Source organism: Amylibacter sp. IMCC11727, assembly GCF_029854195.1.
GTDB lineage: Bacteria > Pseudomonadota > Alphaproteobacteria > Rhodobacterales > Rhodobacteraceae > Amylibacter.
Map to the genome: position 1 here is coordinate 2,807,156 of NZ_CP122960.1, position 13,608 is coordinate 2,820,763.

The 13,608-nt window shown below is 53.0% G+C and carries 12 protein-coding genes; 5 read left to right on the plus strand and 7 right to left on the minus strand.

Features of this window, described 5'->3' with window-relative positions; all coding sequences use genetic code 11:
* Positions 1 to 37 precede the first annotated feature (37 nt).
* Positions 38 to 1,789, minus strand: coding sequence for a VWA domain-containing protein (locus QBD29_RS14150; RefSeq protein WP_280098730.1), 1,752 nt, complete (start codon positions 1,787 to 1,789; stop codon positions 38 to 40).
* Between the two features lie 196 nt (positions 1,790 to 1,985).
* Between QBD29_RS14150 and QBD29_RS14155 the strand changes: the two genes are divergently transcribed.
* Entirely contained in the window at positions 1,986 to 2,594 is a 609-nt protein-coding gene (locus QBD29_RS14155; RefSeq protein WP_280098731.1) for a CAP domain-containing protein, read from the plus strand.
* Positions 2,595 to 2,601: 7 nt separating this feature from the next.
* Here the strand turns inward: QBD29_RS14155 and QBD29_RS14160 are convergent, their stop codons facing one another.
* On the minus strand, positions 2,602 to 4,128 hold the full coding sequence (locus tag QBD29_RS14160; RefSeq protein ID WP_280098732.1) for a peptidoglycan-binding protein: 1,527 nt from the start codon (positions 4,126 to 4,128) through the stop codon (positions 2,602 to 2,604).
* Positions 4,129 to 4,227: 99 nt separating this feature from the next.
* Positions 4,228 to 5,034, minus strand: coding sequence for a PEP-CTERM sorting domain-containing protein (locus QBD29_RS14165; protein ID WP_280098733.1), 807 nt, complete (start codon positions 5,032 to 5,034; stop codon positions 4,228 to 4,230).
* A gap of 233 nt (positions 5,035 to 5,267) precedes the next feature.
* Here QBD29_RS14165 and QBD29_RS14170 point away from each other — a divergent pair, with 233 nt between their 5' ends.
* Positions 5,268 to 6,464, plus strand: a complete 1,197-nt coding sequence (locus QBD29_RS14170) for an acyl-CoA dehydrogenase family protein (RefSeq protein ID WP_280098734.1) — start codon at positions 5,268 to 5,270, stop codon at positions 6,462 to 6,464.
* A 7-nt stretch (positions 6,465 to 6,471) separates the two neighbouring features.
* Positions 6,472 to 7,605, plus strand: a complete 1,134-nt coding sequence (locus QBD29_RS14175) for an acyl-CoA dehydrogenase (RefSeq protein WP_280098735.1) — start codon at positions 6,472 to 6,474, stop codon at positions 7,603 to 7,605.
* Here the strand turns inward: QBD29_RS14175 and QBD29_RS14180 are convergent.
* Positions 7,602 to 8,594: a helix-turn-helix domain-containing protein gene (locus QBD29_RS14180; protein WP_280098736.1), complete on the minus strand. Its 993-nt coding sequence runs from the start codon at positions 8,592 to 8,594 to the stop codon at positions 7,602 to 7,604. The genes QBD29_RS14175 and QBD29_RS14180 overlap by 4 nt on opposite strands.
* 239 nt (positions 8,595 to 8,833) lie before the next feature.
* Positions 8,834 to 10,150, minus strand: coding sequence for an FAD-dependent oxidoreductase (locus QBD29_RS14185; RefSeq protein WP_280098737.1), 1,317 nt, complete (start codon positions 10,148 to 10,150; stop codon positions 8,834 to 8,836).
* Between the two features lie 88 nt (positions 10,151 to 10,238).
* Between QBD29_RS14185 and QBD29_RS14190 the strand changes: the two genes are divergently transcribed.
* Entirely contained in the window at positions 10,239 to 10,883 is a 645-nt protein-coding gene (locus QBD29_RS14190) for a TetR/AcrR family transcriptional regulator (protein WP_280098738.1), read from the plus strand.
* Positions 10,880 to 12,415: a trimethylamine methyltransferase family protein gene (locus QBD29_RS14195; protein WP_280098739.1), complete on the plus strand. Its 1,536-nt coding sequence runs from the start codon at positions 10,880 to 10,882 to the stop codon at positions 12,413 to 12,415. Before QBD29_RS14190 ends, QBD29_RS14195 begins: the two co-directional genes overlap by 4 nt.
* A 3-nt stretch (positions 12,416 to 12,418) precedes the next feature.
* On the opposite strand, the gene QBD29_RS14200 is transcribed toward QBD29_RS14195, so the two are convergent.
* Positions 12,419 to 13,093, minus strand: coding sequence for a DUF1028 domain-containing protein (locus tag QBD29_RS14200; protein WP_280098740.1), 675 nt, complete (start codon positions 13,091 to 13,093; stop codon positions 12,419 to 12,421).
* A complete protein-coding gene (locus QBD29_RS14205; protein ID WP_280098741.1) occupies positions 13,090 to 13,506 on the minus strand; it encodes a RidA family protein in 417 nt (138 codons plus the stop codon). The genes QBD29_RS14200 and QBD29_RS14205 overlap by 4 nt, the downstream gene beginning before the upstream one ends.
* Between the last annotated feature and the right edge of the window lie 102 nt (positions 13,507 to 13,608).

The window sequence follows — 13,608 nt, forward strand, 5'->3', positions numbered from 1 at the left end:
CCCCCTGCGCCCACTTTGGTGCAGGGGGTTGCAGGTTTTAAGGGAGTACCGCGATGGGCATCCAAACCGCAGGGTTACGGTCAAACTCGTCTTGGTTCGCTTCAAAGAACTGGTTGAGCTTTTCAGAGGCCGTGTCGATCCGCTTGGTCATGGCCAAACGTTCATTTGGAACCATTGCCGCCAAGAAGTTGAGGTCAAAGTTCAACAGGTCAGAGCGGAACTGAATGCCCAGTTTCTTCTCAATCACTTCTTCGATTGGCTCGCTGGAGTCGTACTCTTCCCCTGAAATCGCAGCAATCGCTTCGGAGATGGACTGAATCATTGCCTCTTCGTCCACACCAACAGTCGCCAGAACGGAATAGAGGTTGATCAGGTTGATCAGCGTTTCTTTTTCGATCTGGATTTCAGGTGACAACAGATCGTCATTTTCCAGAACGTAGCCTTCACGGATCAAAACGCCGCCTTCGCCTGCGTCGATGTTGAAATCAACACCAGCTGCGCGCAAACGTTCGAGCATTTCACCGTTCAGAACTTCCAGTGGGATGGTGGCAAAGCCGTTCAGGTCAAACGCCATTTTGCCAAGCGCGTTTTTACCTTCTTCAATCGCAACAGCCGCATCCGTAGACATTTTCAGGATAAGCTGCTCAGAGATGTCTTTCTCTTTTAGCCCAGCGCCGAACGGAATGAAGCTGCCGTTTGTTTCATCAGCAAGCGTTCCCAGAACATTCGCAAGGTTCGCACCTTCACCTGGACCCGCCTGAACCGAAATCACGTTGATGCTTTGGTCAAAGTAGTCTTTTGCGATCTTGTAAGCATCCAATCCAGCTGGAATACGCCCTTCTGAATCGAGCGACCCAATTGTCGTTGGCTTTGCATCATCATTTAGAACCGCGATGACGATCTTTTTGCCTGATTGCGCCCAATCAAAAATGTTCGCACCATAGTACATCGCATCAAGAATTGGTTCTTCTACATCACCACCGCCAGACATGAATGCGGCCGCTTTTTCCAACGCATTCGCTGCGTCTTTCAAAGGCATTGGGGCAACTGGAACCAGTTTTTCCTCATCCCCTTCATCACGATAGAACAAGAAGCCCATTTCAGAACCCTCACGCACCTCTGCAGGAAGGGAGCTGATACTGCCAGCGATGGCTTTCGCAGTTGAAAGCGCAAAGGCATCCATGGAACCCGTCGCATCAAACACAACCAAGATCGTGGCTGTCGTCAAAACGCTTTCAACGCTTTCGAGTTCACCTTCTTTGATTTCAATCGCCGCTGTAGGCGCCAAAGCGGCGGGCAGCAGCACGTTATAAACACGCTTTTCTGTTACGCCGCGCAGGGAACGCATTTCCGAGCCGAGCACAGGATACGGACGCGTGGAGCGTTCGCGCAGGCGTGTGGCTTCTAGGTTTTCTTTGAACGCAGGCGGGTGCAGTTTCTTGTTGCCTGTTTCCATAAACTTTTCGAGGACCGCCTCGTCATCCCATGCGGTGATCTCTGGACGTTCTTCCAAGAAGGCGATTTCAGAGAAACTCAGGGCTTCGCGCGTTGTCCAGTTGTAGGTCTGATCTTTGGCTACGAAGGCAACGTTACCTGACAGGGCTTCATCTACGGAGTCTGCAGGCAAATCGGTGATTTTGTAGTAATCCCCAGCATCGCAGATCACAAAGTAGGGTTGCAGCAATTCCAATTGGAATGCTTCTTCAGATGCGCTTTCGTCAGTGAATGCTGGAATCTTGTCTGACCCCGCAACGATTTTGAAAATAAAGCCATTTTCTGTTTTCAGCATCTCGTCTGATTCACATGCGAGGCTCATTGTGCTGGTCAACGATAGCCCTGCTGCAAGCGCAGCCGTTGACATAAATTTAAATATTTTCAATGTGTTTACCTCTATACTAAAGTTCATCGCGAAAAGTTTCGGAGTCGAGCCTATGCTCACTAAAATTATTTTACAATACTTGCATTTCCAATTTCAGCGAGACTCCATGACACCTTCAATAATAACTTTAATTCGTGCTGGTACGGTTGCCATTATTTTGTCTGCCATGCTCGCAGTCCCGACTGTTTCGCAGGCGCAAGACTGCTCTGTTCCTTTGGAAATCGACGATCTGCGAATCGAGCATTTGGGCAAATTAAACGCACTTCGAAAACGGCAAAGCGTGAATACTGTGTCAACAAACAACCAACTTGACGCGATTGCCCAGAAATATGCGTGTTTGCTCGCCGAGACAGGGCATTTCGATCATGTGGGGCCTTATGGGTCTACGTTGGCAGAACGGGCGCGCGATGGCGATTACGAGTTTTGCCAGATCGCAGAAAACCTCGCCAAAGGGCAGCAGTCTGTAAACGAGGCCTTGATGGGCTGGATCACATCGGTGGGGCATTGGAAAAATCTCGTCCGTGCCACGGTCGAAGAAACGGGCTTTGGCGTTGCCTATGTTGGCCCAGCCCGTGAAATTGACCCGAGTGGGCCGCAGACCCTTTCAGAATTGGCCACGAGCCTTGATGGCAAACCCCGAAAAAGCGTGCGGCGCCCCGCAAGCGCCACACGAAATTATGTTTGGGTTCAGCTGTTTGGCAAATCTTGCCGCTGATCAGTGATTAGAATTTGATAACGGGTACGCTGGCGTCGTCTGCGCCGCCAGCCAACATATCAGAATTCCAAACGGCAAAGTTCAGCATGCCGTCTTCGAAATCCACAGTCATGACATCACCGCATTTGGCGCTGACACCTGCTGCGGCATCTGCGTTCAGCGTTGGCGCAGTTTTTGCTTCCCACGACACGACCCCATCAACGATCTCGGCTTCAGGTTGCTTTAGCGCCAAATCTCCGCAAGAGGCACGCATCGCTAAGTCTTTGCGGGATGCCAAGCGGGTTTCTGAATCCCCGATCCACACGAGATCATCATTCACCAACCCTTCTTTGCCATATTCTGACAGAATTTTTGGAACGATGTTTTTGGTAAAGGATGCTTTGGTAAAGCCTTCTGGCATGACAATCGAACGGAAGATTGCAATGGCACCATCTGCTGGGGCTTTTTCGTCATAAACCGCCATCACTTGCTCTGATCCAGGCTCTGGCCAGTTTGGTTGTGACAGCACATGGCCCAAGCTGAGTTGACCTTCGGCCCCGATGTCTTCGGCACCACCAACAGAGATAGTCACGTCTTCACCGAGGTTTTCGATTACGGTTTCTTCGATTTCGGACCGGTTCATCCCTGGACGCATGCCAAGAACTTCGAATTGAAGTGCGGAGACAGCGGCCACTTCGGCTTCCACTGGCTCTTCTTCAACAACGGTTTTCGCTGCGAGATCTTCGAATGTTGCAACGCCTTGGCCTTCCTCTTCGCCAAGAACGCCGCCATCAAGACCCGCAGCGGCAACTGCGACGCCCGCAACCAAGCCACCCTCGCGGGCCATGACCACACCATTCATATGGGCCAACAAACGTTGCGACGCGAGCGTTTTACCCGGCAAACCGTTTGCCGCTTTGTACGCTTCTACAGCGCGGCGCGTGCTGCCGCCCCATGCGCCATCTGGCACACCAGCGGGGAACCCTTTTTCGTTCAAGCGAACTTGGATTTCGCGAAGTTGTGCTTTGGTTGTGTCACGCACCAACACAGATTGGAACAGCATAGGGCTGTCATCTGGAATGGATGCAAAGGCAACTGATGCTGCGGCCAGATCATTGATCTGCACTGGTGTAAGCTTGCCGGTAACTTTGGCACCAATGGCAGCTTGATACGCTCTGATTGATTTACGCGTTCCTGGTCCAAATGACCCATCAATCGCAGCAGTATAATGCCCTTTGGCAGCGAGCCCTTCTTGAACCAAGCGGCGCTCTGATTTGTTGATGCCGTATCCGACGCTACCGCCGCCGCCACCTTTGGCCTTCTTTTTGCCTTTGCGGCCTGCTTTGGCTTTTTTCTTGCCTTTACACTTACCGGATGCAGCACAAGCAACGCCGATCACGACCAATGCGCCGAAGATTTCTTCAGCCCCTGCGCGCGCCGGAGTCGGGGTCACAACCGTGGTTGCGGCCATTGCAACAGCAACTGTTGCACCGACAAAGGTTTTGGAGAATGTGGCAGTTTCCGAACCACGAAGAGAGGATTTCATTAGCAGCATTTAAATCACCTTACGCTTTAAACATTGGGTCCAGTATACAAAGACGCCAACATAATTTCCAGTTTTATGGACAAAATAAATGTCCAAAATTTCTTTGACTTAGTCCTTGAACAGATCGGACAGCCCGCCCGAGGGCTTTTTCTCTTTGGCTTTGTCACGGCCTTTTGCAGCGTCACCAAACAGATCAGAAAGACCGCCAGAGGGCTTTTCATTCCGCTCCAGATCGTCCTCTGGCTCTGCCAATACATCGCCCAATCGTTTGATCTGGCTGTTGTCGAGTTGCCCCGCCAGCGCAAAGGTCAATTCATCAATAGCGTATCCCGCCGCCTCTGGTCCGACCAAGGAAAATTGAATCCCTGCGATGGCATTGCGACCGTTTTCTGTGACCAAGGCCATGTATTCCATGCCTTTGCCAAGGTTGTGGACGCCACCGATTGTGCGCCCGTTCCGATCAAATGCTGTGATAGCGGTGGATTCAACCGTATCAAAAAATCCACCCGCAAGGCCAACACCTGCAACATCGCGGTCAAACAACATGCTGATCGGGCCGTTGAATTTTGGCGAGCCTGACAGCGAAGGGCTTGTGGGGTTTGATCCATCTTCTGCTGCAAAAACATCGGGGCTGGAACTTGAAAGTCGCAACGGTGCTTCGGGTGTCCCGACAACACATCCGCTTGCACTCGCACCGACCCCACACTGGCCTGATCGTGCGATACGTTGGCCCACGTAGTATCCTGCAAAGGCCACGTTGATCCCGTTTTTGTCACCGCCGTACATGGATGGTGAATAGAACGGGTTCTTTGAGCCGATTGGGATTTCCGAAAACGTAATATGCCCTGCGTCCGCTTGGAACGCTTTGTTTTCGATGCGGATCACTTTGCCAAATGCGCCTTGATCATCAGCCACAGCAGGCGCTGCGAGGGCGAAACATGAAACGGCAAGGCCAGTTTTAAAGGTGTTTTTTAACATCATATCTCGAATCAAATTTTCGGGTCACGTAAGCGTGAAGTGTTTGCGAAAACGGGGCAAATGGCAACCAAGCGTCACCGAACCGTAGTTTCCACGAGAAATGGCGTAGCGTTTCGTTTGTCAGGTTGGCGGCTTCACCCTACCTTTTGATCAACAGCAGGAGAATTATTATGGACCTGAATTACACCGAAGCCGAAATCGCATTTCGCGATGAAGTGCGTGCGTTCATCAAAGCAAAATTACCCGATCATTTGGTTGATCAAAGCAAGCTGGGCACAAGCCTGACCAAAGCAGATTACGAAGAATGGCATGCCATTTTAAACGCGCAAGGATGGCTTGCGCCAAACTGGCCCAAAGAATTTGGCGGTGCCGCGTGGAATGCCGTAGAGCGCCATATCTTTGAAGACGAAATGACCAAAGCCAACGCCCCGCGCGTTGTGCCGTTTGGCCTGTCGATGCTTGGGCCTGTGTTGCAGGCTTTTGGGTCAAAAGAACAGCAGGATTATTATCTGCCACGTATTTTGAACGGTGACGATTGGTGGTGTCAGGGGTATTCTGAACCAGGGGCTGGGTCTGACTTGGCGTCGGTGCGCACGTCTGCGGTGCGTGATGGGGACCATTATATCGTCAACGGGCAAAAAACGTGGACGACGCTTGGCCAATACGCCAACAAGATTTTCTGCCTTGTGCGCACGTCCAAGGAAGGCAAACCACAGCAAGGCATTTCATTCCTGTTAATCGACATGGACACACCGGGCATCGAAGTGCGCCCGATTGTGCTGATCGACGGGACACCCGAAGTGAACGAAGTGTTTTTCGACAATGTGAAAGTACCTGTTGAAAATTTGGTGGGTGAAGAAAACAAGGGTTGGACCTATGCCAAATATTTGTTGACCCATGAACGCACAAATATTGCGGGAGTCGGCTTCGCCAATGCGGGGCTTCAAAACTTGAAACGCATCGCGCGGTTGGAACAATCGGGCGGGCGTCCTTTGATCGAAAATCCCCATTTCGCGGCACGCATCGCGCGGGTGGAAATGGATCTTATGGCCATGTCCACCACCAACCTGCGCGTGGTGTCCCAAGCCGCGGCAGGCCAAGCGCCCGGTGCGGAAAGTTCCATGCTGAAAATCAAAGGCACGATTATCCGTCAGGAGATCAACGCGTTGACCCGCAATGCGGTTGGCCCCTATGCCATGCCTTTTGCCAGCGAAGCCTTGGACGAGGGCAGCAACGAAGAACCCGTTGGCCCAGATTACGCCGCCCCTGCGACGGCGCAATATTTGAACAACCGTAAACTGTCGATTTTCGGGGGATCAAACGAGATTCAACGCGGCATCATTACCAAAGCCATTCTGGAATTGTGAGGAGACCATGAATTTTGATCTGACAGACGAGAGACAGATGTTGCAAGACGGCTTGCGCCGTTATCTTGCTGATGCCTACACCGCAGAGGCGCGTAAAAAAATCGAAGATGACGAAGCTGCCTTTTCCCCTGATATCTGGACGGGCCTTGCCGAAATGGGTGTTATTGGTGCGTTGTTTCGCGAAGAGGATGGTGGTTTCGCTGGAGAAGGGTTCGACATCGCGCTTGTGTTCGAAGAACTGGGCCGTATCGGTGCGGTGGACCCGCTGATTGACACGGCGGTTTTGGGTGGTGGCTTGATCGCAGTGCTGGGGACCGACGCACAGAAGGACGTGATCGAAACCGTTATTGCAGGCGGCGCACATCTGGCGGTAGCCCACGGCGAACCGAGCAGCCGTTTTGACATGCCCCGTGTGGAAACCACAGCCACAAAAGGTGCGGATGGGTATACATTGAATGGACGCAAGGCAATTGTGGTGAATGCGCCGAGTGCAGAAAACCTGATCGTCAGCGCACGCACGTCCGGCGATATTGCGGATACAGACGGCATTAGTCTGTTTATTATCCCAGCAGATACAGATGGCATGACTCTACGCAGCTATCCCATCGTTGGTGGGGGGCATGCCGCCGAGGTGACCCTATCGGATGTTAGCGTTCCAAATGAAGCGATGCTTGGCGCGGAGGGCGCTGCGTATGATGCGATTTCGGCAATGAATGCGCGGGCGACTCTTGCCATTTGCGCAGAGGCGCTTGGCCTGATGGAGAGTATTAAAACACTGACAAACGACTATCTGAAAACGCGCAAACAATTTGGTGTGCCGATTGGTAAGTTTCAGGCCCTGCAACACCGTTTGGCGGATGTACTGATCGAAATCGAACAGGCGCGGTCTGCGGTGATTAACCTTGCAGGGCACGTGGATGCAGAACCGTCTGTGCGCGATGTGCATGTCAGTGCCACCAAAAATCTGATCGGTTTGGCCGCCCGTTTGGTTGTCGAAGAAGGCATCCAAATGCACGGTGGGATTGGGATGACAAACGAATATGAACTGGGCCATCTGGCAAAACGTTTGACCATGATCGACCACCGCTTTGGCGATACGGATTATCACATGGAACAGTTCATCAAACTGGCGGTGGCCTAAAAATCCACCAGTTTTACCGACCGTCTGTCCCTGATCTTTTTCGGGGTCAGACCAAATTCATCCTTCATGGATTTTGCCAGCGTTTGGGTGGATCCAAACCCTGTGGCAACGGAAATATCCACAATCGACACCATCGTTTCCTCTAGCATCGCTTTGGCCCGTTTGACCCGCAAGCGTTTATAAAACCGCGCTGGGGTGTCATCAAAGACTTCGTTGAATTGCCGTTCCAAATGGCGCACGGACACGCCCAATTGATCTGCCAAATCCACCATAGGCAGCGGATCGCTGATGGTTTCTTCCATCAGGTTAATTGCCTTGGCGATCCGCTTGTCAAACAGGCTCTCGTTATGGCCGATGTTGCGCGGTTGTTCGGTGCTGGTTTTGCGAATGGCAGGCATCAACAACAGGCTTGATAATTCGGCGACTTGCGGGCTGGTCAAATGATCGGAAATTAGACCAATCATCAAATCAAGCGTGGAGGAATGCCCTGCTGATGTAATGATCCCATTTGCGTTTTCCGCAATGCTAAAGGTGAGGTTGGGGAAATAGCCCGCTTCGCTGAGAGTTAAAACGTCTTTCCAATGGGTTGTCGCCTTGCCCGAGGTTGGTCCCGTTGCTTCGATAAAGGATGTGGCGGCATCAGACAGCAAAACCACCGTGCGCCCCATGCGTTTCATCGCGCGAATCCGTGCGATCCAATCCGCGCCTGTTTTCTTGCGCCCACCAACAACAATCATCACATCGGAGAAATCGTGGTTTGCTACCGCGGGTTCGGCCCGAACGATCATGCCTTGCGATCCTGTCAGCAAACCAGGCTTGTCCGACACATAGCGCCAATCAAAGGCCCCCTGTCCCAACACATCATTCGCTTGTGCGAGCACACCGCTGACGGCAGCAACTTCAAGCGCGTCGAAGCCCGTGCTGACGAAAATCTCGAACCGGATTTTTGACCGCTTTTCGCTTTGGGAGTTTTCGAAACGCACGCTCATTGGTCACAGCAGCCAAGGGATTGACCGCATAAAACATGCGGTTCAGGCGTTTTTGCGTTAAAAAATGCCGATAAACTATGCTTACGATTCTCAGTCACACACCATGTTTGCAAAAATATTCCTGTTGTTCAATATTTTTTCACACAAGTAATATCACTGTCGCTCACGAGCCGCAAACGGCGAGAGTCACCCCAATTTTCCATCCAAATCCGTACAATGTGTGCCGATTTACGCCAAACTCAGGCTTCGTCCCGATTTCTCCACAGCTCCCACGCGAAACGCGTGCGCACACCCAAATCCAAAAACGGGCGCGGCGGCAAGGCACTGGGTTCGCCAAGACTAAACATATCCGCGATCAACGGATTGTCCTGCTCCGTGGCCAGATCAGCGGCCAAAGTGCCTGCAAACGTGCCTTTGGAAACGCCCACCGCGTTTTGACACGCCGCTGTCCAAATGTTTGGCGCAATCTGCCCAAACGCTGGGGCGCTGTTTTGTGAGAGGCACACAATGCCGCTCCATGTGTGTTCAATCTCGACGTTGGGCAACATGGGAAAGCGGGCATCAAAGAGCTGTTTGTGGGTGCGTTTAACCCTTTGCTGCGTGGCGGGTGTTACCTTTTGGCTAGGGCAGTATCCAAGGCCCTGACGGATCAAAATACGCCGATCATTTGTGTATCGCATCGTTATGCCAGCAAAGGCATTTGCAGGGGTCAGCCCCCATGGCGCATCCACGCCATAGGCCTGTTGTTCGGACTCTGTCAGGCGGCGGGTTAAACTGCCATGGGCCGCCAAATGCAAAAAGCGGTTGGGATAAAACCCAAATTGTTCAGAATACCCATTAGCAGCGAGGATCATCTTTGGCCCGCGCAACGATCCGTGTGCCGTTGTCAGATGAACCCCATTTTGGAAATTTGCGCTGATCACTGGGGAATGTTCAAACAGCGTCACATTTTCTGGCAAGGTATCTGCCAACCCACGGGTAAGCGCAGCAGGGTTCATCAATGCTCCACCAGGTGTGAACACTGCAGCGGTAAAGTGATCTGAGCCCACTTTTGCCCGCACGGCATCCGCATCTAACCATTCAAACGGCTCACCCAATGCTTCCAATTCTTTGGCGTAGGGTTCCAAAACCGTTTTCACACCACGCTGGGACACCGCCGCGTGATAGCGCCCATCGAGCGACCAATCACAATCAATATTGTGGGTGCGCACGATGTCTTGCAGTTGATCAATTGAAAATCGGGCCAAGCGCATAAACCGATGCGATCCTTCCAACTCATCAAGCGAAGAGCCCACATTGTGCGGCAGATCAATGGCAAAGCCGGAATTGCGGCCCGAGGCATTTTCCCCGGCCGCGCCTGCATCAATCAACCCGATATGCTGATCGGGGCAATTTTGCGCCAAGCGCCGCGCGGCGGCCAGCCCTGCATACCCTGCCCCCAAGACCACCCAATCCACTGCCACATCTTTGTTCAAAGACGGGCGTGGCGTTCTGGGGGGCAGATGGGCGCTCCACCCATTTGTGCGATCAACAATTGGGATACGTGCGATTTTCATGATCAAACCCTGTGTCCTAAAACTTCGTTTGACAATAGCACCATACACATGTGTATTGTAAAGAACAAAACTGTATGGAATCCCTCGATTGACCCTGCTTTCAACCGCACAGACACAAAAGCGCGACCCACAGAAAACCCGCGATGATTGGATTGTTGCCGCCCTATCGGCACTGATTGAAGAAGGGATTGAAGGGGTTCGTATCCTGAAACTGTCCAAATCGTTGGGCGTGACGCGCGGCAGTTTTTATTGGCATTTCGAAAACTTGGATGAGTTGCTGTCTGCCATGGTTGCGGAATGGCGCGTGCGCAATACAGGCATCATGCTGGATGTGCTGGAGCAGTCAAAAACGCTCGAAGATGGGGTGCTTGATCTGTTTGCGGTCTGGGTGGATCATTCCAAATTCATGCCCCTGTTAGATCAAGCGATCCGCGATTGGGGGCGGCGATCAGATGACATTCAGGCGCTTGTGTCCCAAGAAGACGACAACCGTATCGCGGCTATTTCGGCATTCTATCAACGGCATGGTTATGAAAAGATCGAAGCATTTGTCCGCGCCCGCGTCATCTATTTCACGCAGCTGAGTTATTACGCGTTGGTCGGATCAGAACCGTTTGAAAAACGCAAAGAGTATTTGGAAACCTATTTCCACTGTTTCACAGGCCGCAGCATTTCTGCGCAAGCCTCTGAGGCCTTCTTTTCCCGTATCCTTGGCCAGAAAGCCCCATCATGACACATGCTCCCACCCGTGGCCGTCGCAAGCGCAATCGCAGTGCCGCGCCCGCCATTTTGCGCAGACCAAATTATCGTCAGTTGAAACATCCGTTTCCACAACAGACCATGTTTTCGGATGACGAAATCCACGCCATTCACGACACCGCCCTGCGCGTGATCGAAGAGTTGGGGATCAAAGTTCTGCTGCCCGAAGCCCGCGATATCTTCGCCAAGGCTGGTGCGCGGGTAGATGATGATCACATGGTGTATTTGGGACGTGATGTGGTAGAAGCCGCGCTCAAAACAGCACCGCGCAGCATACGGTTGCGGGCGCGTAATCCGCTGCGCGAACAAGATTACGAATTGGGGTCTATGATCTTTATGCCTGGTGTTGGCTGCCCCAATGCCAATGATGCTGAACGGGGCCGCCGCCCTGGCAGTTTGGCGGATTTCACCGAAGCCATTAAGTTGTGCCAGCACTATGATGTGATGCACACCTTTGGCCCGTTGACCGAAGCCCAAGATGTGCCGATCCATTTGCGCCATTACGAAACCATGCGCGTTCAGCTGGAATACGGGGACAAGCCGATGTTTCTGTACGCCCGTGGGCGTGGTCAGGTGCAGCAAGGGTTTGAAATGGCGCAAACTGCGTTGAACCTCACCACTGAGGAGTTCGAAACGGGCACTTGGATCACCACTGTGATCAACTCAAACTCTCCGCGTATGTTGGACAATCCAATGGCCCAAGGGATCATTGATTTTGCCCGCGCCAATCAAATCTCGATCATCACACCGTTTTGTTTGGCCGGCGCGATGGCCCCGATCACGCCTGCGGGTGCATTGACCCTGCAACACGCCGAGGCCCTGTTTGGCATCACACTGGCCCAATTGGCCCGCGCAGGTGCGCCTGTCAGTTATGGTGGGTTCAGTTCAAACGTGCATATGAAATCGGGGGCGCCTGCCTTCGGCACCCCTGACCATTTGAAGATGCAGATTGGTGGGGGACAATTGGCCAAGCTGATTGACCTGCCGTGGCGCACGGCGTCTGGCTCTGCGTCGAATACGGCGGATATGCAATCGAGTCTTGAGACTGTGATGGGGCTTTGGGGTGGGTCCATGGCCCATGGTACGTTGTTGGTTCATACGGCGGGGTGGCTCGAAGGGGGGCTGACCTTTGGCTATGAAAAGTTCATCAACGATATTGAAAGCCTGCAAATCTTTGCAGAGCTGTGCGAGCGCCCCAAAGCGGATGACGCGGAGATTGGGTTTGATGCATTGGCTGATGTGCAACCCGGTGGGCATTTCTTTGCCACCCAGCACACGATGGATCGGTATCAAACCGCGTTTTACGAACCTATCGTGGCAGATTTGAACAATTTTGGCAGTTGGACAGAAGCAGGTTCGCGTACATCAACAGAAAGGGCGGTGGATGTTTGGAAGGGTATCCTGCGCGATTTCACCCCACCCGAAGGCGGGGCGGAGGCCGTGGAACGGATGCGATCCTATGTGGAAAAAGCAACCGCCGCAGGGGGCGCACCGCCGCTTGATTAGGGCTTATTCGTCGCCTGGCACGCCGTAGGAGGGCGCGGCCCTTGGGTCGAGCGCACGCTGCACGTAATCCGCCAATTGTGGTTTATACACGTCCCACGCGGTTGCGATGGCTTCGATTGGGCAATCTTCTGTCCAGTCACATCGCAGATCAGCCACTGGCCATGGCACGGCGTCACACATCTGCATCCCTGCGGAATGCACGGGGCCTGCCTCGCCGCCTGCGGCCAATCCGGCACGCATGGCCGCAATTAATCGATCCCCCAAATGCCCTGTGGTCGACATGAACCCGTCAACCAGAGCCTGAGGGATATCTTCGTTGGCCAAAAGGTTCCCCGCAGCCACAACATCTGTACCGTGGGCTTCGGTCCAGATACCCAGCGAATTTGGCCCTGAATGGATCGCCGTGCGCCCATTTTTGTCGATGGCGAGTACTTGGCGGTATTCCAGAAATTGTGCCTGATCGCGGATGCCTGCAATTGCTTCGGGTGCGGACATGCCCCCCTGCATCAGATCAAGCGCAAAGGGGCCAAGCCGTGGATCGGTGATGTTCTGGCTGGCCACAGCCCCAACACCTGCACGGGTATAGGCACAACGGGCCGCAACGGCGGGGGAAGACGATGAAATCGCCAGACCAAACATACCCGTTTCTGCGCATCGGGCCACAACGGAAAAAGTCATGACGGGATCACCGCTGTGCCGTCGATCTCTACCAACCACTCGGGCCGCGCCAAGGCCTGTACCACCAAGCCAGTGGACACGGGATGCACGCCTTTGATGTATTCCCCCATGGTGCGGTACACCGCCTCGCGGTGGCGCACATCTGTGATGTAGACCACCACTTTGACAAGATGTTCCATTTCACCGCCGGCTTCTTGGATCAGTTGGCGGATGTTCTGCATAACCTTATGGGTTTGCTCAACCGGATCATGGCTGTCGATGTTTTTCGCATCATCCAAATTTTGCGGGCATTGGCCGCGCAGGTAAACGGTTTTGCCCCCTTCAACCACAACCGCCTGACACAGATCATTGTCGAGGTTCTGTTCTGGATAGGTATCAGATGTGTTGAATTTACGAATGCGCGTATGTGCCATGTTGGCCCCCTGATATCGTTATGTGCCGCTCGGCAGTTTCAGGGTCTTTAAACCGCAATATCTGCCTTGCCGCAATGATTTCACACACTGCGGCAAGGCGAA